Source organism: Paeniglutamicibacter sp. NPDC012692 (assembly GCF_042901625.1).
Lineage (GTDB): Bacteria > Actinomycetota > Actinomycetes > Actinomycetales > Micrococcaceae > Paeniglutamicibacter.
In genome coordinates this window covers 150,799-171,463 of record NZ_JBIBDE010000001.1, presented here as the reverse complement: position 1 = coordinate 171,463, position 20,665 = coordinate 150,799, and the positions used below count along the sequence as shown (strand labels likewise).

General features: G+C 65.6%; 23 protein-coding genes and 1 riboswitch. Of the genes, 8 read left to right on the top strand and 15 right to left on the bottom strand.

Going from position 1 to position 20,665, the window contains the following annotated elements; genetic code table 11:
• Nucleotides 1–79 precede the first annotated feature (79 nt).
• Nucleotides 80–289: a hypothetical protein gene (locus tag ACFY5D_RS00665; RefSeq protein ID WP_387523615.1), complete on the top strand. Its 210-nt coding sequence runs from the start codon at nucleotides 80–82 to the stop codon at nucleotides 287–289.
• 51 nt (nucleotides 290–340) lie between these two features.
• Here the strand turns inward: ACFY5D_RS00665 and ACFY5D_RS00660 are convergent, their stop codons facing one another.
• From ACFY5D_RS00660 to rplS, 9 genes are all read right to left on the bottom strand, one after another.
• Nucleotides 341–1,891 carry a YifB family Mg chelatase-like AAA ATPase gene (locus tag ACFY5D_RS00660; RefSeq protein WP_387523612.1) on the bottom strand — a complete coding sequence of 517 codons (1,551 nt, stop codon included), beginning with the start codon at nucleotides 1,889–1,891 and terminating at the stop codon, nucleotides 341–343.
• The gene (locus ACFY5D_RS00655) at nucleotides 1,888–2,247 is read right to left on the bottom strand and encodes a YraN family protein (RefSeq protein ID WP_387523609.1); all 360 of its coding nucleotides are present in this window, start codon (nucleotides 2,245–2,247) and stop codon (nucleotides 1,888–1,890) included. Before ACFY5D_RS00655 ends, ACFY5D_RS00660 begins: the two co-directional genes overlap by 4 nt.
• Before the next feature lie 193 nt (nucleotides 2,248–2,440).
• Nucleotides 2,441–3,382 carry a hypothetical protein gene (locus tag ACFY5D_RS00650; RefSeq protein WP_387523607.1) on the bottom strand — a complete coding sequence of 314 codons (942 nt, stop codon included), beginning with the start codon at nucleotides 3,380–3,382 and terminating at the stop codon, nucleotides 2,441–2,443.
• A gap of 240 nt (nucleotides 3,383–3,622) precedes the next feature.
• The gene (locus tag ACFY5D_RS00645) at nucleotides 3,623–3,949 is read right to left on the bottom strand and encodes a DUF2469 domain-containing protein (protein WP_387523605.1); all 327 of its coding nucleotides are present in this window, start codon (nucleotides 3,947–3,949) and stop codon (nucleotides 3,623–3,625) included.
• 30 nt (nucleotides 3,950–3,979) lie between these two features.
• Nucleotides 3,980–4,672: a ribonuclease HII gene (locus tag ACFY5D_RS00640; RefSeq protein ID WP_387523603.1), complete on the bottom strand. Its 693-nt coding sequence runs from the start codon at nucleotides 4,670–4,672 to the stop codon at nucleotides 3,980–3,982.
• A complete protein-coding gene (gene lepB / locus ACFY5D_RS00635; RefSeq protein ID WP_387523600.1) occupies nucleotides 4,672–5,400 on the bottom strand; it encodes a signal peptidase I in 729 nt (242 codons plus the stop codon). The genes ACFY5D_RS00640 and lepB (ACFY5D_RS00635) overlap by 1 nt, the downstream gene beginning before the upstream one ends.
• Nucleotides 5,401–5,625: 225 nt before the next feature.
• Entirely contained in the window at nucleotides 5,626–8,160 is a 2,535-nt protein-coding gene (locus ACFY5D_RS00630; protein ID WP_387523597.1) for a S1 family peptidase, read from the bottom strand.
• A 214-nt stretch (nucleotides 8,161–8,374) separates the two neighbouring features.
• Nucleotides 8,375–8,977, bottom strand: a complete 603-nt coding sequence (gene lepB, locus ACFY5D_RS00625; protein ID WP_387527507.1) for a signal peptidase I — start codon at nucleotides 8,975–8,977, stop codon at nucleotides 8,375–8,377.
• 143 nt (nucleotides 8,978–9,120) lie between these two features.
• A complete protein-coding gene (gene rplS / locus ACFY5D_RS00620; protein WP_387523594.1) occupies nucleotides 9,121–9,480 on the bottom strand; it encodes a 50S ribosomal protein L19 in 360 nt (119 codons plus the stop codon).
• Between the two features lie 362 nt (nucleotides 9,481–9,842).
• Nucleotides 9,843–9,950: riboswitch (TPP riboswitch) on the top strand.
• On the opposite strand from rplS, the gene thiC reads away from it, so the two are divergent.
• The 4 genes from thiC to ACFY5D_RS00600 all read left to right on the top strand — a co-directional run bounded on the left by thiC (nucleotide 9,945) and on the right by ACFY5D_RS00600 (nucleotide 13,409).
• A complete protein-coding gene (gene thiC, locus ACFY5D_RS00615; protein WP_387523592.1) occupies nucleotides 9,945–11,747 on the top strand; it encodes a phosphomethylpyrimidine synthase ThiC in 1,803 nt (600 codons plus the stop codon). Its footprint overlaps the riboswitch before it by 6 nt.
• 92 nt (nucleotides 11,748–11,839) lie before the next feature.
• Nucleotides 11,840–12,451 carry an ankyrin repeat domain-containing protein gene (locus ACFY5D_RS00610; protein WP_387523589.1) on the top strand — a complete coding sequence of 204 codons (612 nt, stop codon included), beginning with the start codon at nucleotides 11,840–11,842 and terminating at the stop codon, nucleotides 12,449–12,451.
• Nucleotides 12,391–12,573, top strand: coding sequence for an ankyrin repeat domain-containing protein (locus tag ACFY5D_RS00605; protein WP_387523587.1), 183 nt, complete (start codon nucleotides 12,391–12,393; stop codon nucleotides 12,571–12,573). The genes ACFY5D_RS00610 and ACFY5D_RS00605 overlap by 61 nt, the downstream gene beginning before the upstream one ends.
• An 83-nt stretch (nucleotides 12,574–12,656) precedes the next feature.
• Complete coding sequence (locus tag ACFY5D_RS00600; protein ID WP_387523585.1) at nucleotides 12,657–13,409, top strand: ankyrin repeat domain-containing protein; 753 nt, start codon at nucleotides 12,657–12,659, stop codon at nucleotides 13,407–13,409.
• 17 nt (nucleotides 13,410–13,426) lie between these two features.
• Here the strand turns inward: ACFY5D_RS00600 and trmD are convergent, their stop codons facing one another.
• From trmD to ACFY5D_RS00575, 5 genes are all read right to left on the bottom strand, one after another.
• Nucleotides 13,427–14,239, bottom strand: a complete 813-nt coding sequence (trmD, locus tag ACFY5D_RS00595) for a tRNA (guanosine(37)-N1)-methyltransferase TrmD (protein ID WP_387523582.1) — start codon at nucleotides 14,237–14,239, stop codon at nucleotides 13,427–13,429.
• A 5-nt stretch (nucleotides 14,240–14,244) separates the two neighbouring features.
• Complete coding sequence (gene rimM / locus ACFY5D_RS00590) at nucleotides 14,245–14,790, bottom strand: ribosome maturation factor RimM (RefSeq protein ID WP_387523579.1); 546 nt, start codon at nucleotides 14,788–14,790, stop codon at nucleotides 14,245–14,247.
• Between the two features lie 238 nt (nucleotides 14,791–15,028).
• Nucleotides 15,029–15,268, bottom strand: a complete 240-nt coding sequence (locus ACFY5D_RS00585; protein ID WP_209996586.1) for an RNA-binding protein — start codon at nucleotides 15,266–15,268, stop codon at nucleotides 15,029–15,031.
• A 3-nt stretch (nucleotides 15,269–15,271) separates the two neighbouring features.
• On the bottom strand, nucleotides 15,272–15,682 hold the full coding sequence (gene rpsP / locus ACFY5D_RS00580) for a 30S ribosomal protein S16 (RefSeq protein WP_387523575.1): 411 nt from the start codon (nucleotides 15,680–15,682) through the stop codon (nucleotides 15,272–15,274).
• Between the two features lie 300 nt (nucleotides 15,683–15,982).
• Nucleotides 15,983–17,020 (bottom strand): NAD(P)-dependent alcohol dehydrogenase, encoded by a 1,038-nt coding sequence (locus tag ACFY5D_RS00575; RefSeq protein ID WP_387523572.1) that lies wholly within the window; start codon nucleotides 17,018–17,020, stop codon nucleotides 15,983–15,985.
• Nucleotides 17,021–17,131: 111 nt separating this feature from the next.
• On the opposite strand from ACFY5D_RS00575, the gene ACFY5D_RS00570 reads away from it, so the two are divergent.
• The 3 genes from ACFY5D_RS00570 (at nucleotide 17,132) to ACFY5D_RS00560 (ending at nucleotide 19,510) form a co-directional block, all read left to right on the top strand.
• Nucleotides 17,132–17,809 carry a TetR/AcrR family transcriptional regulator C-terminal domain-containing protein gene (locus ACFY5D_RS00570; protein ID WP_387523569.1) on the top strand — a complete coding sequence of 226 codons (678 nt, stop codon included), beginning with the start codon at nucleotides 17,132–17,134 and terminating at the stop codon, nucleotides 17,807–17,809.
• Between the two features lie 65 nt (nucleotides 17,810–17,874).
• Nucleotides 17,875–18,498, top strand: a complete 624-nt coding sequence (locus tag ACFY5D_RS00565; protein WP_387523567.1) for a hypothetical protein — start codon at nucleotides 17,875–17,877, stop codon at nucleotides 18,496–18,498.
• A 133-nt stretch (nucleotides 18,499–18,631) separates the two neighbouring features.
• On the top strand, nucleotides 18,632–19,510 hold the full coding sequence (locus ACFY5D_RS00560; RefSeq protein WP_387523564.1) for a hypothetical protein: 879 nt from the start codon (nucleotides 18,632–18,634) through the stop codon (nucleotides 19,508–19,510).
• Nucleotides 19,511–20,494: 984 nt separating this feature from the next.
• Here the strand turns inward: ACFY5D_RS00560 and ACFY5D_RS00555 are convergent.
• Entirely contained in the window at nucleotides 20,495–20,626 is a 132-nt protein-coding gene (locus tag ACFY5D_RS00555) for a hypothetical protein (protein WP_387523562.1), read from the bottom strand.
• Nucleotides 20,627–20,665 lie beyond the last annotated feature (39 nt).

The window sequence follows — 20,665 nt, the reverse complement described above, 5'->3', positions numbered from 1 at the left end:
CATCCCGACCAGGGTGGCGATGGGTACGGGACCGATGTAGCCAACCTTTCCGATCGCACCGATCGAGGCGACGGACCCAATGGATCCCACCGAGGCGATGGACGCGATCGACCCGGCGGACATGGCCGAGGCTATCGATCCCGCCGATGAGACCGAGGCGATGCAGCCCGCGGACGCAAGTGAGGCGATCGACCCGGCGGAGGAGACGGAGGCCAGGGAGCCTGACGGGCCGTTCGACGAATGGTGGCCCATGTCGGTGCGGGAAACGAAGGTACGCATGGGTCAATGATCCACGCAGTGTCCCCTATGCGTCGAGCATCGCTTCGTGCCGGGCCCGCTCCTACCCGATGTCCCCCTTGCCGTGCTGGCGCAGCTGCAACGCCACGTCCACGTCTTCCGCCGTGGGGCAGGCATGCGAGTTCAGGTCCGCGATGCTCCAGGCGATGCGCAGCACCCTGTCGTAGCCGCGGGCACTGAGCCGCAGGGATTCGGCCGCATTGTTCAACCCCGTGGTGGTCGCGGACACCAGGCGCAGCTCGTTGCGCAGGATCGAGCCGGGAACCTCTGCGTTGGTTCCGATGCCCCAGCGCTTGAGCCTTTCCCTTTGCTGCACCCTGGCCTCGCGGACGCGGGCGGCCACTAGCGCGGAGGACTCGACGGGGCCCCGGGCCGCCATCTCGCGCGCCGAGAGCTGCGGGACAAAGAGCTGCATGTCGATCCGGTCCAGCAGCGGGCCCGAGAGCCTGGCCAGGTAGCGGCGGCGCTGCATGGGCGTGCACGTGCAATCGGTCCCCTTGCCGAGGTTGCGCCCGCACGGGCACGGGTTCGCCGCCATCACCAGCTGGAACCGCGCCGGGTAGGTCGCGGTGCCCGCAGCCCGGTGCAGGGTCAGCACCCCGGACTCGAGCGGCTGGCGCAACGCGTCGAGCGCCGTGGCGCTGAACTCGGGACTTTCGTCCAGGAACAGCACGCCCCGGTGGGCCCGGGATGCGGCGCCGGGCCGCGGGACGCCGCCGCCCCCGCCGATCAGCGCCACCATCGAGGCGCTGTGGTGCGGGGCCTCGAACGGCGGGCGGCGGATCAACGCGGTGATCTGCCCGCCCCCTACCGCGAGCGAATGCACGGCCGTGGTTTCCATGGCCTGGACGTCGTCCAGGTCCGGGAGCAGGCCCGGCAGGCGCTGCGCCAGCATGGTCTTGCCCGCGCCCGGGGGCCCGGTGAGCAGCAGGTGGTGCCCGCCGGCCGCCGCGACCTCCAACGCGTAGCGTCCCTGTGCCTGGCCGACCACCTCGGCCAGGTCCAGCGCCCGCACATCGGCTCCCGCCCACGCCCCGGGCTTGCGCTGCGGGGAATGGTGCCGCGCCCGGAAGCGCAGCCCGGACGGGTCCGCCCCGCAGTCGGCGAGCAGCTGGGATAGGTGGTCGTAGGAGCGCACCTTGGCACCGGAAACCAGTTCGGCCTCGGCGAGGTTCCCGGCGGCAACGACGATCTCCGGGCACCCCGCACGGACCGCGGCCATGACGGAGGGCAGCACGCCCGGAACCGGGCGCAGGGACCCGTCGAGTCCGAGCTCGGCGAGGTAGACCACCTCGGGCCGGGGCGTGATGTTGCGGTCCGCGGCGAGGGTTGCCAGCAGGATCGCCAGGTCGAAGCCGGAGCCGCGCTTGTGCAGGGTCGCCGGGGTCAGGTTCACGGTGATGCGGCGGTTGGGCAGCGGGATGCCGGAGTTCCGTGCCGCGGAGCGGATCCGCTCGCGCGACTCGTTCAGCGACGCATCGGGCAGCCCGAGCAGCAGGAAGCCGGGGATGCCGTTGCCGACGTCGGCCTCGATTTCGATGAGCTGGCCGTTCAGTCCGGTCAACCCGATGCCCAGCGTCCGCGCCAGGCTCACGACTCGACCCCGACCAGGTGCTCGATGCTCGCTTCGCGCCCGGGCGCCATGACGATCGCCAGCACGTCGACCCGCACCGTGCGCGCATCCCTGCGGTGCTCCACGCACCAGCGCCGGGCCAATCTGGAGAGCCGCCGCAGCTTCGCCGGGTTCACCGCCTCGGCGGGGTGCCCGAAGCCCAGCGAGCTGCGGGTCTTCACCTCCACCCCGACGACCTGGCCGGCGTCGTCGGCGATGATGTCCAGCTCGCCGATCTTGCACCGCCAATTCCGTTCCAGCACGGTGTACCCGACACCTGCCAGGTAGGCCGCTGCAAGCTCCTCGCCCTTGGCGCCAAGTTCCTGGTTGTGGTTCACCTGTCCCACGCTCCCTTCGGCAATCCCCGGGCCGGGACTCGGCGAGCGCCCGGCCTGAATGCTTCATTGCTCCAAGCGTGGGCGCTTAAGGCCGAACACGGGACGGGCAGCGTGGGGAATGTGGATAAGCCCGGGGCGCGCGCCGACCAGAAAACTCGGTCGGTGGGCGGTCCCACGCTGGGCGCCGGACCTGTCAGGGACGGTTGATCCCGGCCGCGGCCTGGCGCAGGGCCTCGGGATCAAGTTCGAATTCCAGGCCGAGCGGTTCCGCATCGCCGTGGATGTTGGGGAAGTTCCCGACCGTGAGGACGCAATGAAGCCGCCGCGCCCCCAGGATCCCCGGCATCCAGAGTTCCACGACACAACGATTCACCTGGTTGAAGTCGAGCGGGTCCATGCGAATCAGGCTGCAGACATAGAACGAGCCGGTCACCGGATCGTCTGCCTCGAGCTCGCACTCTGCCAAGGTCCCGCTCCGCAGCCGCCAGGCGGCAAGGTCCTCGTGCTGCCCGCGGAGCTGTGCGCATTCGATGCCAAGCATGACGCCATTGCCGTACACGCGGGCGGCGGCCACTTGGACCATCGTTCCCGATCCCGACTGCAGCAGCAGGTTCAAGGGAACTACGACCCCGAGCTCACGGCCGATCGGCCCGTGACTGTCGTCTTCCTCGTATTCCCGGGTGCGGTAGTCGAAGTCGTCCTCCGGGAACTCGTCCGGGTCCGGGTACTGCCGGCTCGCGCGAAGGAGCGGATCCCCCAGAAAGGGGTGCCCGGTGTAGGCCTGGTGCCCCGCCTTGAGCCTGAAGAGCGCCTCGTGCACGCGGTCCGAGGCATCAAGCACCACGGGATCCGTGTCGGAGTCCACGAGCAGCTCGGCCAGTTTCTCTTCGTGTTCCTCGAGTACCCGGGAGTACCCGGCGAGCGCCTCGTTCAGTGCCGCGATACCTGCGCCGAATGCACGCTTCCCCACCACCCGATCGGGTTGCCCGTTCTCGAACACGAGTCCGAGGTCTTTCAGGTTGAGGCGGTCCTCCGGGCGCTCTTCGCCGAAGGAGCCGAAGTACATGCTTCCCAGGTCGTCGTCCCCGTCCTCGTCCTGATCCTGGATCCTATCTGGCGATTCGTTGCTGACCATGTGCGCTACCCCTCGTGGCTTGTGCAGGTGGCTTCGGCAGGAAACTGAAACGGGCCGCTGTCCACCGATGCGGCGTTTCGACGAGCGTACCAACGAATCCCCGGTGACCGTACGGGTTTTACGCGTGGCACAGGCCGGACTGCCTCATGCGGCCGGGACAAAGCAGGAACGCCCCGCATCCGGCGACGGTGGGCCGTGGGATGCGGGGCGGAAAGGGTGTTGTGCGGCGGCGTGTGCCGGTCAGTCCAGGTCCAGACCGTCCTTGGGCATGGCCAGGTCTGTGTCGCGGTTCAGTTCCTCGATGTTCACGTCCTTGAAGGTGACGATGCGCACCGACTTCACGAAGCGGCCCGTGCGGTAGACGTCCCACACCCAGGCGTCGGTCAGGGTCAGGTCGAAGAAGACCTCACCGTCGGCCGAGCGGGTCTTCAGGTCCACCCCGTTGGCCAGGTAGAAACGCCGTTCGGTTTCCACCACGAAGTTGAAGAGGTTCGCAACGTCCTTGTATTCGCGGTAGAGCTGCAGTTCCAAATCCGCTTCATAGTTTTCAAGATCTTCGGCACTCATGTTGCTCCCTCGCCTTCCTTGTGCGATTCCCTAGCCCTTGGGTGTGAGCTGCCAGGTCTTGCGGTGGTACCCGGTGGCCCCGTGCTCGACGATTGCCTGCCGGTGTCCCGTGGTGCCGTACCCCTTGTTCTGTATCCAACCGTACGCCGGGTGTTCACTATCGTAGCCATCGAGCAGCTCGTCGCGCTCGACTTTGGCCAAAATCGACGCCGCGGCGATGGACAGCGCCAGCAAGTCGCCCTTGATCAGGGTTTGCACGGGGATGAGCAGGCCGTCGACGTCGTCGGGTTCCCCGAATCCGGGCATCAGCGAATCCAGCAGCGTGGGCTGCCTGGTGGCCGAGAGCCAGTCCAGGTTCCCGTCCAGCAGCACCGCGTCGGCTTCCACGCCGGCGGCGGTGACGGCCCGCAGGCCGGCTAGCCGCAGCGCGGGCACCAGGCCGAGTTCGTCGATCTCCGCGGCGCTTGCGTGTCCGACGCCCCAGCCCGCCGCCCATTGCTTGATCAGCGGAACCAGGAGGTTACGCTGCTCGGCGGTCAGCAGCTTGGAATCGCGCACGCCCGGCAGGTCCGGGACGCCGTTCGGGTCGACGACGACGTAGCCGACGGACACCGGGCCCGCCAGGGCGCCGCGGCCCACCTCGTCGGCGGCGCCGATGAGCTTGTGGCCGCCGCGTGCGGCCAGGGCGCGCTCGTGTTCGAGGGTGGGTCGTTGTGAAGCCATTAGTTCTTGGGCGCCGTGCTCTTGGGGGCCGGCACGTTGGCGAAGACCTCGGGGTGGTTGGAGATCCCCCCGATCCGGTCGAGCGGCCAGGAGATGACGGAGGCCTTGCCCTCGACCGAGGAAATGTCGACGAAGCCGCCCTGCACGTCCTCGTGGTAGCGCGAATCGGCGGATTCGGCCCGGTGGTCTCCCATGACCCACAGCTTGCCCTCAGGGACCACCTTCGTGAATTCCTGCTCCGAGGGGGCATCCCCGGGGTAGATGTACGGTTCGGTGATCTCGACGCCGTTGACGGTCAGCCTTCCATCCGGGGCGCAGCACTTGACGGTGTCGCCCGGCATGCCGATGATGCGCTTGATCAGGTGCTGGTTGGATGCGTCCGGAACCAGGCCGACAAAGGCGAAGAACTCGTCGATCGGGTTTGTCACGGTCGAGGCGATGGGCGGAAGCCACCCCTGGTCGTCTCGGAAGACCACGACGTCGCCGCGGGTGAGCTCGAAGGGACCGGGGACCATGAGGTTCGCGAAGATGCGGTCGTTCTTCAGCAGGGTTTCTTCCATCGAGCCCGAGGGGATGTAGAAGGCCCTGAAGAAGAAGGTCTTCACCACCAGGGAGATCACCAGGGCGACGACGACAACGATGAGGATTTCCCGCACCGCCGCCCACAAGGGATTCCGTTTCCGGCGTGGTCGTTCCGATGCTGCTGCTGGCTCGCTGGCGTGGGTCACGTGCGTGGGGCCCTTTCAGGGGTGTCTAACTGTGTCTTGGCGGGACACGCATCAATTGGCACCGCTGTTGGGTGCCTCCGGTTTGGTGCGTTCCGCCGCCTCCTAGCCTACGTTGCGACACTGGCAATTTGCCTACGTGGCGCGAAGGTTTGGAGAGGACGCCCACGTGGACCGCGCGTTCGGCATCGGTCGACCCCGCCCCAGCCGGGTCGGGGACTACGCCTGCTACGAAGACGGACCGTTCACCGTGAACTTGACCTTCTCGGGCGCCGATGAGGTCTTCTTGAGAACCTGCACGGCCGTGGCCGTGTGGGAACCGGCCTTCAAGGTTCCGGGAATCCGGACCTTCCAGGTTCCACGGACAACCGTGGTGCTGGCTTTGGCATTGCCCAGCGTGACCCTTACCGTCGCCCCGCTGATGCCGCGGCCGGAGATCGTGGCGGGCGCCTTGCCGTACGCGAATTCCCTGCCCGCGGTCGGGGTCTCGATCGAAGGCGCCCGCGGGATGAGCTTGAAACTGGTGCGGGCGCTACCAGAGGTGTACTTGCCGATCTTCTGCGTTGCCTTGATTCCGTGGCTGCCATAGGTCCAGGTGCGCTTCAGCTTGACGCTCCATTTGCCGTTCCCGCCGATGACGAGGCTCTTGGTGACGGCCCCGCTGAGCTTGAGCGTGGCTCCCGGAATGCCGGTTCCCGAAATGGCACGCGGCGCCTTGGTCGACACCCTGTCGCGTGCCGGTGAGGATATGACCGGTGCGCGAACGGCAACCTTGAAGGACGTGACCGCCGAACGCGAGACGTGGGATCCCTTGGACTGGGTGGCGGTGATCTTGTGTCCGCCGTAGCGCAGCGCGCTTGTCTTTTTGCTCCAGCGGCCGTTGGTGGCGACCACCGTTTTGCCCTTCACGTCACCGGAAAGCTTGACCGTTGCGCCGGGAAAACCCGTACCGGAAATCCTGGTCACGGGCCCCACGGTGGTCGCCCCGTTTTTGGGTGCCGTGAATTTCGGGGTCGGCATCGCCAGCTTGACCGAGCCCGTGGTGGGACGGGACTTGCTGAATCCCTTGACCGCCTGAACCGTGAACTTGAACGTGCCAAGCTTTTCGGGGGTCCTGAAGCTGAAGGAACCCTTGGAGATCTTGGCCGTGGCGATCTTCTTGCCGGAGGAGGATACCTCGACCACGGTGCCCGACGGAGCCGATGCAACGGTCCCCGAAATCTTCGCCCCGGCTTTCAGGCTCGTGCCCTTGGCCGGCGCCGTGATCTTGGGTGCGTTGACAAAGAGCTTGACGGAGTAGCCTTTGGCCTGCTGGAGCGCCTGGTTGATGTCGGCGAAATAGGCGCGGCCCACTTGACCGTCCGATTCATCGGAAATGGCGCTGGTGATTCCCACGGCGTTTCCGCCTGAAATGACCGATCCGCCGGAATCGCCTTGGAAGGCCTTGGTCAGCCCGGGGTTGGGCATTCCGAAACCGCGGACGCCGCGGAGATCCGTGGTGTTGTTCCTGAAACCACCGACAATGAAGAACCCGACCTCATCAACCCTGCCGCAGGTCCAGCCCGTGGTCCGGCCGGACTTGCAGACGCTTGATCCGACGATGGCGCGGGCCACACCCGTGACCCTTGTTCCGGAATCGCGCTCATCGGCACCCCTCCAGTCGGTGACCATCGGTTGCTGCCTGAGTGCGGGGTTGATGTTGTCCAGCACGGATACGTCGGTGCCGACGTTTCCGAGCACATGCGTGCCGTCGGTTAGCAGCGAGGTGTTTCCTGGACCCCCGAACTGGGAGAAGCCGAAGGAACCGAATCGGTCGACATTGAGCTCCTCAAATACATCCGGCGCACTGTGCTCGGCGATTGAGACGCTGCGTATCTTGCCGTCCTGCGTGCAGTGGCCTGCCGAAAGTGCGGCGCGGGAGCCGGCTGCATTGAAGCCGTTGAAGCCCACCGAACACAAGGTGTACGATTCCGGGGCCATTTCTGCTCCGTAACCCATGCCGCCGAGCACGTCGTTGGTTGCGGTTACGGTGGCGGGCCCCTCGGCTTCGTGGATGCTGACATCCGGGTACTGGTTCGCGAATTCCTCCGGGGTCAGCTTGCCGCCGGGGGTCAGGGTGAGCGCGGCGGGACGGGCAGGTGCGTCTTTGGAAACGCCGCCGGAGCGGATCACGAAGCCGTCTGCCGTCTCCATGACGGCCTGGAGATGGAGCAGCGTCTCGGAATCGACCGAAGCCGCATACGCCTTGAACAACGCATCGACGTCCGCGGGGCTCTTCTTGGTCACCGCGGACGTTGTCGCAGAAGCGGATGCGGTGTTCGAATCCGCGGTGGAAATCGCGAGCTCGATCCCGGTGCCCCGGGTCAGCGCGTCAAGCTTTTGGGTGACCGCGGCACGGTCGGCAACATCCGTCTTGACCACGATCTTGTTCCCCGCGATGGCGAAAGATGCCCTGAGCCCTGCTTTCCGCAGGTCCGTCCGGAGCCGATCGGCAGTGGCAACAAGTTCGCCTCGGGCCTGGAACTCTTCGACGCCCATGCCAAGGTCGCGCTCCACAGCCTCGGCGAGCCCTTGGGGCACTGTCGCATCCCGGGCTTCCGACGACGTCGAGCCGACGGCGGATGGCGCAGCGACAACGGGATTCGAGGCCTGTTCGGCGGCAGCCGGCGAGGGTCCAGCCACGAGGCAGCTGCCCATCACGAACGCAGCGGTTGCGGCGGCAACACCGGCACGCCTCAGAAGGGTCCGTGATGATTCCGGCATGTGGAGTTTTCCCCGATCAAGGTGGTGACCGGCAGGAGTCATTCTCGGACGTGTTGGGAACATCCGCGCCGGGCACAAAACGAGCAACGATTTACCGCAGGGTGCCACTCTAACCCGAGGCCGTGCGGGAACGAGGTTCCCGCACCACTTTGCTACGACCGCATGGAGGCCGCCACACTGCCGGGTGCGGCGGGGAGTCCAAGGGAGACCGCTGCTACTCGGCCACCGATGTGGAACCGGGGTCCGTGCTTCCGTCGCCGACGGGACGCTTGCGGTCAAGCGGCCAAATGACCTCGTTGACCCGCCCCAGGACCCTGTCGACAGGGATCATGCCGCCGCCGGGCGCGCCAAGCAGCGCCCGGGAGTCTTCGGAGACCGAGCGGTGGTCGCCCATGACCCAGAGGCGGCCGTGCGGAACCTTGGCGGTGAATGTCTGCTCGCTGGGCTTGTCGCCGGCAAAAAGGTAGGGCTCATCCAGCGGAAGGCCGTTGACCCTGAGCTTGCCGTCCGGCCCGCAGCAGCTGACGGTGTCGCCTGCCACGCCGATGACCCGCTTGACGTACACCGAGTCGTTGCCCGCCAGGCGCAGTGCCCAGGCAAGGGAATCCACGGCATTGGGGCTTTGATAGGGCAGGAAGGATCCCCGGCCGTCAAAGATGATGATGTCGCCGCGCTGGATGGGTTCGTCCTTGTAGGCAAGGCGGTTTACCAGGAGCCCGTCGCCGGGGTTCAACGTCGACTCCATGGAGGCGGAGCCGATGTAGTAGAAATCAATGACCGTGGCGCGGATCACCAAGGTGATCACCGCCGCCGCCATGAGGGCGCCAACGGCAAAGCGCCAGCCCCGCGAACGGGACCGGCGCTTTGCTGAAGCGGAAAAACTATCCGATTCTGTAGGTTGATCCACGATGGATCCCCGTTGCCGCGCAAAGGCGGAAACGAAGGTTCTCGCTTTTCTTACTACTTGGCAGTGCGGAAGTCGCGCTTTTCGCGGATCTTCGCAGCCTTGCCGTGGCGATCGCGCATGTAGAACAGCTTCGCGCGGCGAACGTCGCCGCGGGTTACCAGTTCGATCTTTTCGAGGACCGGGGAGTGTACCGGGAAGGTACGCTCTACGCCGACGCCGAAGGAGACCTTGCGAACGGTGAAGGTTTCGCGAACGCCGTCACCCTGGCGACCAAGGACGAAGCCCTGGAAGACCTGGACACGGGAGTTCTTGCCTTCGATGATGTTTACGTGAACCTTGACGGTGTCACCCGGGCGGAAAGCCGGGACATCGGTGCGCAGCGAGGCTGCATCGACAGAGTCGAGAATATGCATGAATGCATCTCCTAGGCAGACGCCGCAGGTCACCTACCTTAGACACGGGACACTAATTTTCCGCGACGCGCAAAACGCGATGGCGGAAAGATTTGGTGTTCCGAAGCTTGGTACCGGGACCCGTTTGCGGATCCTCGGCGGATCAACTGTTGACTCGTTCCCCCTGCGGCAGGAGCAGAACCCAGTAGACCCAAGATTCCATTTTGCCACACTCCCGGCCATGCGGCGAAGTCCGGCACGGCCCGATCGGCGCGCGCGACGCCGATCGGGCCGCCGACATGTCCGGTTTTCGGCGCCCGGCACGACCCCCGGCGTGGCCGACGTTACATTTGACCCTTCGGCGGAATGTACTGTAGCTTCACTTACGACCACACGGGAGCCCTTGCAGGGGCTGAGATCGAGCTGACGCAGCTTGCGACCGTCGAACCTGTCCGGGTAATGCCGGCGAAGGAAGTGAGTACTCCTTGAGCACCATCGAAACAACGATCACCCCTGCCCAAGACGCCGCCGAGGCAACCGAAACGCAATCCCTGAGGTCCCATTCGCTGGCCTACCTCGAGGATGCCGAACACGGCATCCGGGTGCCGGTGACCGAGATCGCGTTGGACCCCTCCCCCGGAGGCCGGCCCAACGCCCCGCTGCGGGTGTACCGCACCGCGGGCCCGGGCAGCGACCCGGTCGTGGGCCTGCCGCCGTTCCGCGCACAGTGGATCGAGGACCGCTCGGACACCGAGATCTACGCCGGTCGGGAACGCAACCTGCTCGACGACGGGAAGTCGGCGCTGCGCCGGGGGGCCGCCTCGGCCGAGTGGAAGGGCGCCAAGCCGCAACCGCGGCGCGCGGACCCCGGGAAGCGGGTGACGCAAATGCACTACGCACGCCGGGGCATCGTCACCCCTGAAATGCGCTTCGTTGCCCTGCGGGAGAACTGCGACGTGGAGTTGGTGCGCAGCGAGGTCGCGGCGGGCCGGGCGATCATCCCGAACAACATCAACCACCCCGAGTCCGAGCCGATGATCATCGGCAAGGCGTTCCTGGTGAAGATCAACGCCAACATCGGCAACTCCGCGGTCACCAGCTCCATTGCCGAGGAGGTCGACAAGCTGCAGTGGGCCACCCGGTGGGGCGCCGACACCGTGATGGACCTGTCCACAGGCGACGACATCCACACCACCCGCGAATGGCTGATCCGCAACGCGCCGGTTCCCATCGGCACCGTCCCGATCTACCAGGCGCTGGAAAAGGTCAACGGCGAGGCAAACGCACTGACCTGGGAGATCTTCCGCGACACGGTGATCGAGCAGTGCGAGCAGGGCGTGGACTACATGACCATCCACGCGGGCGTGCTGTTGCGCTACGTGCCGCTGACGGCCGAGCGGGTCACGGGAATCGTCTCGCGCGGCGGGGCCATCATGGCCGGCTGGTGCCTGGCCCACCACCAGGAGAACTTCCTCTACACGCACTTCGACGAGCTGTGCGAGATCTTCGCGCAGTACGACGTCGCGTTCTCGCTGGGCGACGGGCTGCGCCCCGGATCCATCGCCGATGCCAACGACGCCGCGCAGTTCGCGGAGCTGGACACGCTGGCCGAGCTGACGGCCCGGGCCTGGGAATACGACGTCCAGGTCATGGTCGAGGGGCCCGGGCACATCCCGTTCCACCTGGTGCGCGAGAACGTCGAGCGCCAGCAGGAGCTGTGCCAGGGCGCGCCCTTCTACACGCTCGGCCCGCTGGTCACCGACATCGCGCCCGGCTACGACCACATCACCAGCGCCATCGGCGCCACGGAGATCGCCCGCTACGGCACGGCGATGCTCTGCTACGTGACGCCCAAGGAGCACCTGGGGCTGCCGAACAAGGACGACGTGAAGACCGGGGTGATCACCTACAAGATCGCCGCCCACGCCGCCGACCTGGCCAAGGGGCACCCGGGCGTCTCCGAGCGGGACGACGCCCTGTCCAAGGCGAGGTTCGAGTTCCGCTGGCGCGACCAGTTCGCCCTGTCGCTGGATCCGGTCACCGCGGAGTCCTTCCACGACGAGACGCTGCCCGCCGAGCCTGCCAAGACCGCGCACTTCTGTTCCATGTGCGGCCCGAAGTTCTGCTCCATGCGCATCAGCCAGGACATCAGGGACGAGTACGGGTCGGCCGATTCGCAGGCCGCCATTGCGCAGGCGTACGACGGGATGCGTGAAAAGAGCAGGGAGTTCCTTGCCGCCGGCGGCAAGGTCTACCTGCCCGAACTCGAAGTCCCCGCCAAGGCCTAGGGCGGCATGTCATCCGGTGTTCCCGCGCAGGGGTCCGGCGCGGGAACACCGGATGCGCCGGTCCTCGACCGTGCCGGCGGTCCGGAACTAGTATGGGGCCCACGCCCCTACCACGCCCGGTTCGCGTCCTGACCACCGGCTCGTTGCTTGCAGCTCTGCTGGTCGTGAGCGCCTGCAGCACCAACGGGGCCGGGACGCCGGAAAACCCGGCACCCGCGCGAGGGTCCGCACCCGAAACATCACCCCAGGACGCCGCGGCGCCGGGCCGGGCACTGCTGGCCGCGGCCGTGGCGAACGACGGCCCCGAGGTGCGCAGGCTGCTCGGGGCCGGGGCGAGCCCCGACCACCGGGATGCCCTGGACCGGCCGGTGCTGGTGGCAGCGACCCGCGCCAACGCGGTGGAGGCCGCCAGCGAGCTGATCCTGGCGGGGGCCGACGTGAACGCCAAGGACGCGATCTCGGATTCGGCGTTCCTCCATGCCGGGGCCGAGGGACTGAACGAGATCCTGGCGCTCACCCTGGAACACGGTGCCGACGTGGCCAGCACCAACCGCTACGGCGGCACCGCACTGATCCCCGCCTGCGAACGCGCCCACGTTGAAACCGTGGAAATGCTCCTGGCAACCCGGGCTGGACCTGCCTGTTGGAGGCCGTCATCCTGGGCGACGGCGGACGGGCCCGCCAGGAGGTCGTCCGGATGCTGATCGAGGCCGGCGCCGACCTGGACATCGGGGATTCCGGGGGCACCACGGCGCTCGGGCATGCGCTGCGGAAACAACAAGGCGCCGTGGCCCGGCTGCTGCGGGAAGCCGGCGCGCATGCTTAGGCCCGTGGACCCGTTGCCGTAGGCACCGGAATCGGCCGGCCGCTGGCCTCGACCAGCTCCCGCCCGCGAAATAAGATGAGGGCATGTCCAAGTCGCCCGCGGTACGGAAGCTGGTCGCGTGTTCGGTCCTTGCCGCGCTCCTGGGCCTTTCCGCCTGCGGCATACCCCACTCGGGGGTTCCGGGATCCGTCGCCCCCGCGACCCCGCCCAAGCCGGCATTGAATTCCGGCGCGGCCGCCGTCCTGGGCGAGGCCCTGATCCATGCGGCAACGGTCAACGACACGGCGGAGGTGAGCAGGTTGCTCGAGGCCGGCGCGCCCCTGGAATACCGGGGAGACGACGCGCGAACGGCGCTGCTCGCCGCGACGAGGGCCAACTCGATCGAGGCGGCACGCGAACTGATGGTGCACGGCGCCAACGTGAACGCGAAAGATACGCTGAAGGACTCGGCATTCCTCTATGCGGGGGCGGAGGGGCTCACGGAAATCCTGGGCCTGACGCTCGAGCACGGGGCCGACGTCCACGCCACGAACCGCCACGGCGACACCGCACTGATCCCGGCCTGCGAGCATGCCTACGTCGCGACGGTGGAGATCCTTACGGACACCGACATCGATGTGGACCACGTGAACGACCTCGGACTGACCTGCCTGCTCGCGGCCGTCATCCGGGGCGACGGCTCGCAGCCGTACCAGGAGGTGGTGGAGACGGTACTCGACGTCGGGGCGAACCCTGCCATCGCGGATCCCAAGGGAAAGACCGCGCTTGACCACGCCCGCGAGAAAAAGCAAAGCGCGGTGGTCAAGCTGCTCGAAAGCGCCGGACCACCGAGCTAGGTGACGGTTGCGGGAGCCTAGCCCTGCTCGACCTCGCCCTTGGCGACGATGCGCCCGTCGACGAGGGCAAAGCCGCTGTGCCACAGCGTGTCGCGGTCGTGGCGGTTCAGCGTCGAGACGTCCAGCTGGACGATCAGGTCGGGGCGGCGTGCCGCGGTGCGTTCCAGCTGCTTGTTGCGGCGGAAGCGGGCGATCTTCCCGTGGTTGCCCGAGAGCAACACCTCGGGGACCTCGCGGCCCTCCCAGGTGGCCGGCTTGGTGTACACCGGGTACTCCAGGAGGCCGTCGGAGTGGGACTCCTCTACCAGGGACTCCGGGTTGCCGATGACGCCCGGGATCAGCCGGCCGATCGCCTCGACCATGGCCAGGACCGCCACCTCTCCCCCGTTGAGCACATAGTCGCCGATGGAAACCGGGCGGACGTCGAAGGCCTCGGCGGCGGATTCGATGACTCGCTCGTCGATGCCCTCGTAGCGGCCGCAGGCGAAGGCCAGGTGTTCGGCCTCGGCCAGCTCGTAGGCCATTTCCTGGTTGAACACGGCGCCCGCGGGCGACGGCACGATCAGGATCGGCTTGTTGCCCGAGCCCTTGGCAACTGGTGATTCGGTGGCGATGCGGCCCAGCGCTGCGGCCCACGGCTCGGGCTTCATCACCATGCCGGCGCCGCCGCCGTACGGGGTGTCGTCGACCGTGCGGTGGCGGTCGTGGGTGTAGTCGCGCAGGTCGTGGACGTTCAGGTCCAGGAGGTTTTCGCGGCGGGCCTTGCCGATCAGCGAAAGATCGAGCGCAGCCAGGTACTCGGGGAAAATGGAGACGACATCAATGCGCATCGGGACTAGGCTTCCTGACCCGGGTTCTCGTCGGCTTCGGCGTCGTCGCGGTTGATCTCGAAGAGTCCCGCCGGCGGGGTCATCAGGATGTAGCCACCCTCGATGTTGACCTCGGGAACGATGCTCTCCACAAAGGGCACGTAGACCTCGTCGCCGTCGTTGGACTTGACCACCAAGAGGTCCTGGACGTTTCCGGTGCGCAGCGCGGTGACCTTGCCGATCACGTTCTCTCCGACGCGGGCTTCGAGGTCAACGAGCTCGTGCTCGTACCAGCCCTCGCCCTCGTCCTCGACGTCGTCGGTTTCGATGAACAGCTTGGCCCCGCGGATGGTCTCCGCAAAGTTGCGGTCAAGGACTTCCTCGAAGGCCAGCAAAAGGATTTCCTTGTTCCAGCGCGCCCCCTCGACGGTGAGGGTCTTGATGCCGGGGTGCTCCACCTCGAAGACTGTTCCCGGGACAAAACGGTCTTCCGGCGCATCGGTCAACACCTGCACCGTCACCTCGCCGCGGATACCGTGTGGCTTGCCAATGCGGGCGACCTGCAGGCGCATGCGTTTTCTCCTTGAATACGTGGGGGTCCGGGGATCCGGTGCTGGTGGTTGTGCGGCTTTGCGGCGGGAAGGCCGGAAAACCACTAAGTCTTGCTTCAATCTTACGTGGCCGCGGGATGCCCATCCTCCGGCACCCGCGAGCGTTGCATCGCACTTTGTTCTTTAACGCACTGTGGCCCCACGCTTCCCTTGCGGGAATGTGGGGCCACAGCTACACAAAAAATGTGTCAGAGGCTGGCTACCGGCGACGATCCGTGTCGACAACGTCAACACGAATTGGTTCGTCTGCCAGAGCGGCAATCACGGTGCGCAGCGCTTTCGCGGTGCGACCCTGACGTCCAATGACCCGACCGAGATCCTCGGGGTGCACGCGCACCTCAAGGATGTCACCGCGACGGTTCCCCTTCAACGCGACCTGCACGTCGTCGGGGGTGTCTACGATGCCACGTACCAGGTGATCCAGCGCATCTACGAGCACTGGCTACTCAGCCTCGGTTGCTTCTGCCTCGACGGCCTCAGCAGCAGGCTTTTCAGCCTTCTTGGTGATGGCCTCGGGCAGGATGACCGAGCCCTTCTCCGGAACAACGAAAGCAGGCTTCGGCTGCTTGAACTTCAAGGTGCCTTCCTGGCCCTCGATGCCCTTGAACTTCTGCCAGTCACCGGTGATCTTCAAGATCGCGGCAACCTGCTCGGTCGGCTGGGCGCCGACGGAGAGCCAGTACTGTGCACGATCCGAGTTGACCTCGATGAACGAAGGCTCTTCGGTCGGGTGGTACTTGCCGATTTCTTCGATCGCACGGCCATCGCGCTTGGAACGCGAATCCATGACGACGATACGGTAGAACGGTGCGCGCATCTTGCCGAAGCGCTTCAGACGAATTTTAACGGCCACTTTAGTGGTCACTCCTGTTTCTCAACATGGGCGAGTCCCTATTTCTGCACCCGTGGGGCGGGCCATACCGTAGAGACTCAAAAAGGACAGGATTCGACGCGGAGAGAGGGGCCACATCAAATCGAGTACCTGTCCATTATGCCAGAAAGTTTTCCCGGGCACAGACCAAGCGTCACTTTCGGGCCGCAGCGTGTCGAATTCCACACCCGACGGCCCTGCCGCCGGACCCAAGGGCCCGGAACCCGCAGCACGCGCAGGGCTTCCAGCGCGTGCGGCCTCGGTTCTTGGGCGCCCGCAGGCTCAAGGAACCAGCACGACTTTTCCGCACACGCTTCCCGCCACGAGATACTCCATCGCCTCACGGGCCTCGCCCAGCCGGAAGGTCTTGTCGATCCTGCTCTCCAGCTTGCCCGCGGACATCAGCTCCACGAGTCCCGTCAGATCCTGCTTCTTGTTGACGGAGACCAGCATGGAAAGGGATTGCCTTAGGAACGGGGACACAAGAACAGCCCGCATCTGCCGGTTCATGCCGGTCAGGCTTGGGCCCGGCACTTCGGCCCCAACGATCACCGCGCGCCCATCCGTCGCCAAGATCCGGCGAAGGGTGGCGATTGAAGGGTTGCCTGCAATGTCAATGACCACGTCATAGGCGGCGTCTCCCGAAAAAGCACCGCCACCCGCGCGGTCGTACACAACGTCGGCCCCGAGCGATGCGACGAAATCCGTCTTGTGCGCGGAACATTCGGCGCTCACGTGTGCCCCGTGCAGCTTCGCCAGTTGCACGACGAATGACCCCACTCCGCCCGACGCTCCGGTGACCAGCATCCGGGTGCCGGTGCCCAATGCGCCGGCCTTCTGCAGGGCCTGCAACGCGGTGGCACCGGAGGTCGGCAATGCGGCAGCCTGCTCCCACGTGATGCCCTCCGGCAGCTGGACCACCTTGCGGGCATCCGCCAGGACACACTCGGCAAAGGATCCCGCTGCCACGCCCAGCACGCGGTCCCCCGCGGCAAATCCCACGACCCCGGCACCGACCGCCACCACTTCGCCGGCAAAATCGATGCCGGGGACTGGATTGCGAGGGGCTCGCATGCCCACGGCAAGCCGCACGGCACGTGGTTCACCGGCCATCAGATGCCACGTGCCGCGATCAAGCCCAGCCGCACCCACGCGAACCAAGACCTTGCCCGGTCCCGGCTCCGGCTTGGCGGTCTCCAAAAATTCCAACACGTCGGGGCCGCCGTAGCGCCTGTACATCACCGCGCGCATGGTCGATGGCCCATGATCATTTGCCACCGGTTCGGATCCGGTTGTCCGTATCTTGCGTTGATTCTCCATAGCTTTTTCCTGCCCTGTTCTCTGCGGGTGAAGTCGGGACGGAACCTTTGTTTCGTACTATGTACGAAAGCTACCTTACATTGTACGAAAATGCGATAGGGTGGACTCACCATGCTGAAAGAAACTTCAGGGCCCGGCCCGCCCAAGCCGCAGTTGAGCCGCGAGCTGGTGCTCGAACGCGCATTGGACCTCGCCGACCACGCAGGGCTTGAGTCGCTCACCATGCGCTCCCTGGCCACTGCGTTGGGCGTGAAGCCCATGTCCGTCTACTACTACGTTGCCAACAAGTCGGAGATCCTCGATGGGCTGGTCGACAGGGTCTTCGCGGAAGCGGACTCGGCTCGATCCCGTCAGGACGATTCCTGGCAACGGGCAATGCGGGACCGCGCCGTCACCATGCGCTCGGTCCTGGGCAGACATCGGTGGGCCCTGGGCCTGATCGAATCACGAACTTCTCCGGGGCCGGCAACCCTGCGACACCACAACGAAACGCTCGGCATCCTGCGACGCGCAGGTTTCTCCGTCGAACTGGCGTCCCGCGCCTACGCCCTGCTCGACAGCTACATCTATGGTTTCGTGTTGCAGGAGTCGACGATTCCCGTTGGCGACGCAGCGACCGTAGGTGAGGTCGCGGCATCCATGGTCAGGCAATTTGAATCGGGCCAGTACCCTTACCTCTTGGAGGTTGCCACCGGGGTCGTCATGAAACCCGGCTACGATTTTGGCAGCCAGTTCGAAGACGGGTTGGACCTGGTCCTTCACGGACTCGAATCCTGGCTGGACTCATAGGATTGCCGGCGCCCACGCCCAGGGAACGAATCCATCCGAGTTGAACACAGAACAGTAAGGAATCAATGGCACCGGCAGACAACTGGAAGCGCGCACAACTCGACGATCCGTTCTGGGCCGGGCAGTTCGCGGGATTGACGGAACCCCACGTCGCGCCCATCAATGAACTGGTGGATCGATTGAGCCACGCGAAGGGCGCGGTCCGGCTCCCCCATGCGGCACCCTGGCATGGCGGGATCCACGCTCCGGTCCTCAGCGTCCTCAACGACCCCGGCGAGGAGTCGCTCGTCCCGGACTTCCTGTGCCTGCGAAACCCCGACCGGGCATCGGACCGGCAACGGCACCTGATGACGGAATTCGGCATCAACCCGGCGGACTTCTGCCCGTGGAACGGCTACCCCTGGCCGCGGGAGAACAAGAAAGACCTGACGCCCGAGGAAGCTTTCGAAGGCGGGCGGGCGCTGCTGGAGGTGATGTCGCTGATGACGGACCTTCGGCTGCTCCTGCTCCTTGGCCGCAAGGCCCGGGATGCCGCGGATGCCGTCCTGCCGGAACTGACGGCGACGTATCCGCATCTTGAAGTCGTGCGCTCACTGCACCCGCTTGGCGCCAAGAGCACCGTTCACCGGCTGGAGCAAAAGGCCGTTTGGGCGAACGTTGCAACCCGCATCAAACAGGGCATGGCCTGAGCCGAGCTGTGGAGTGTGCGCTAATCGTCACCACGATCGGGAGCACGTTTAGTAGGTCGGGCATGTCGACCGTGCCATGCTTGTAACCTACGTTCCCACCAAACCGCTCCAAGAGAGAACCGAAATGCCGCGCATGATGAACGACCCCGACTTCAAGATCTCCCAAGAAGCGGAGTTGTGGGCCGAGCATGTTGCTCCAATCAATTCCCTGGTCGAAGACCTGCGTGCGCAGAACCCCGCCCAGGCGGGCGCCTCGGTCCAGTTCACGGCTCCGCTGCACGGCGGCACCGACGCAACCATCCTGTTCTTGGCGCCCTCCCCGGAAGCTGCCCACCGTCCGGAAGACGGCGTAGACATGCTCTCCACCGAAGACGACAATCCGCTGGCCGAGGCCTACTCCGAGCTTCTGGCCTGGGCCGGAATCGACGCCAAGGAAGTCCTCGTATGGAATGCATACCCCTGGTACCGGAGCGAGGATGAGACGGGCCGGCTCAACGCCGCCCAGATGAACGCCGGGCTCGAACCCATGAGCCGCCTCCTGCGTTTGGCCCCCACCCTTCGCGCCGTCGTCCTGATGGGCAAGGGTCCCGAGGAATTCTGGGCCAAGCTCGTCAAGAAGTACCCGGAGGCAGTTACCAGGATCACGGCCATTTCCAGCTTCTCCCCTGCGCCGCTTTCCGCCGCCGGTTCCAAGGCACAGCGCGAGGCACGGATCGAACGTCGCGGAGCCGCAATGCGCGAGGCACGCTCCCTGGTTCGCCCGACCCACGGCCGCACAGCCATCCGCCGCGAAACCTTGGTTCGCGCCGACGAACTGGGGCCGGAGCACTTGGGCCGCGTTGTAGAAGTGTCCGACGGCAACCTGACCCTGCACGGTCCACTCCTCAAGGCATTCCAGCCGAGCCCGGAATGGCGCGTGACGCTGACGGTTAGCGTAGCCAACCAGCGCCGCTCGCTGGGCGTCACCCCGGATACCTGGGTTCGCATTTACCGCGGTACCGGAGCACGCTAGGCACCGCCCGCCCAACACATCCCAAGGCCGGTGCCGCCGGTAGAAACTCCGGTGGCACCGGCCTTGTTTGCACCCTCCCAAGTACGGCGCGCCGCACGACGGCCACGCCACTTCAACACCGGAAAACGAATGGCAGAGTCCGCCAAGGATTAAGGTGCAACGGCTACAGATACGGCATCTGACGCTGGCCGTTGCTGGACTCCGATATCTTCGGGACCGTCTGGATGGAAGACATCGGTCTGGCGCTCGTCCCACATCGTCGATTCCAGCGACTTCGATGGAAGCCATCCAGCATCGGATTTGAAATTGGCTTTCCTCGGCCTTCGGCCCCTTGACCGATTTTTCGGCTGGAATCACACTTAAGGAACCAACAGTCCTCACTGCGGAGGCTTGCCATGGGGATTCGAAATCAGTCGCCGGGCAGATACCACGTACAGCCGTTTGGCCTGGAAGGCAGGTCTTGGCCTCTCACCGCCACGGAGATCGCCCGCGTTGTTTGCTACGTCGTCATTTCCTGCGTCGCTGTATTCATTGTGACCGCCGAAATGTTCGCATTCATGAGGCCGGGATCCGCTGCGGCCGGGCTTTTTTCGTTTTTCACCTTCGTGTTCCTCCTGATTCCGGTATTCCACGTGGTGAATCGCTTGCTCAGGCCTTCGGATACCGAGATTGCACGGCGGTGGGAACACATTCTGTCCCATCCCGATGAGTATCCATATGAGCCGACACCCATGGCGTAGGTTTGCCGTTCCGAGGCTTCAAGCCGCCGCGATGCCCGGAGGCTCGCTCACCGGGCAATCGGAAGAACGGCAGGGCCCGCATGGGTCGACGTAGGCGCGTGATTCAGCATTTGCCCTTGATCGGCAGGCAGTCCGGCCTCGGCCAAAAGGAATGCCGGTTCTCCAGAGGAAATTTCCTTCAGAGAACCGGCATTCGCTACGTGCTTTCAGAGTGGCTTGCAGTGCCAGCCACACCGCGGTGCGGCTACTTGGACACCTTGCGCACCGGATCGACGATTGAGTCGCCGGCGCCCTTGGTGCGCTTCTCGGCGCGCTTTTCCTTGATGGACTTGGAAGGTTTCTTGGCTTCGCTCTTGCGCGGTGATTTGTTCGACATGTGGTGCCGTCCTAGCCGGGAACGTTGGATATTCCCAAG

What these genes read in the sequence shown, in the direction of transcription:
- lepB (WP_387527507.1), bottom strand. Translation starts at nt 8,977, where the DNA reads ATGGCGGCGGCGGTGATCACCTTGGTGATCCGCGCCACGGTCATTGAT.
- trmD (WP_387523582.1), bottom strand. Translation starts at nt 14,239, where the DNA reads ATGCGCATTGATGTCGTCTCCATTTTCCCCGAGTACCTGGCTGCGCTC.
- ACFY5D_RS00630 (WP_387523597.1), bottom strand. Translation starts at nt 8,160, where the DNA reads ATGCCGGAATCATCACGGACCCTTCTGAGGCGTGCCGGTGTTGCCGCC.
- ACFY5D_RS00600 (WP_387523585.1), top strand. Translation starts at nt 12,657, where the DNA reads ATGTCCAAGTCGCCCGCGGTACGGAAGCTGGTCGCGTGTTCGGTCCTT.
- ACFY5D_RS00610 (WP_387523589.1), top strand. Translation starts at nt 11,840, where the DNA reads ATGGGGCCCACGCCCCTACCACGCCCGGTTCGCGTCCTGACCACCGGC.
- ACFY5D_RS00665 (WP_387523615.1), top strand. Translation starts at nt 80, where the DNA reads ATGGATCCCACCGAGGCGATGGACGCGATCGACCCGGCGGACATGGCC.
- ACFY5D_RS00565 (WP_387523567.1), top strand. Translation starts at nt 17,875, where the DNA reads ATGGCACCGGCAGACAACTGGAAGCGCGCACAACTCGACGATCCGTTC.
- ACFY5D_RS00640 (WP_387523603.1), bottom strand. Translation starts at nt 4,672, where the DNA reads ATGGCTTCACAACGACCCACCCTCGAACACGAGCGCGCCCTGGCCGCA.
- ACFY5D_RS00560 (WP_387523564.1), top strand. Translation starts at nt 18,632, where the DNA reads ATGATGAACGACCCCGACTTCAAGATCTCCCAAGAAGCGGAGTTGTGG.
- ACFY5D_RS00645 (WP_387523605.1), bottom strand. Translation starts at nt 3,949, where the DNA reads ATGAGTGCCGAAGATCTTGAAAACTATGAAGCGGATTTGGAACTGCAG.
- ACFY5D_RS00650 (WP_387523607.1), bottom strand. Translation starts at nt 3,382, where the DNA reads ATGGTCAGCAACGAATCGCCAGATAGGATCCAGGATCAGGACGAGGAC.
- rimM (WP_387523579.1), bottom strand. Translation starts at nt 14,790, where the DNA reads ATGCGCCTGCAGGTCGCCCGCATTGGCAAGCCACACGGTATCCGCGGC.
- rplS (WP_387523594.1), bottom strand. Translation starts at nt 9,480, where the DNA reads ATGCATATTCTCGACTCTGTCGATGCAGCCTCGCTGCGCACCGATGTC.
- ACFY5D_RS00570 (WP_387523569.1), top strand. Translation starts at nt 17,132, where the DNA reads ATGCTGAAAGAAACTTCAGGGCCCGGCCCGCCCAAGCCGCAGTTGAGC.
- ACFY5D_RS00575 (WP_387523572.1), bottom strand. Translation starts at nt 17,020, where the DNA reads ATGGAGAATCAACGCAAGATACGGACAACCGGATCCGAACCGGTGGCA.
- ACFY5D_RS00555 (WP_387523562.1), bottom strand. Translation starts at nt 20,626, where the DNA reads ATGTCGAACAAATCACCGCGCAAGAGCGAAGCCAAGAAACCTTCCAAG.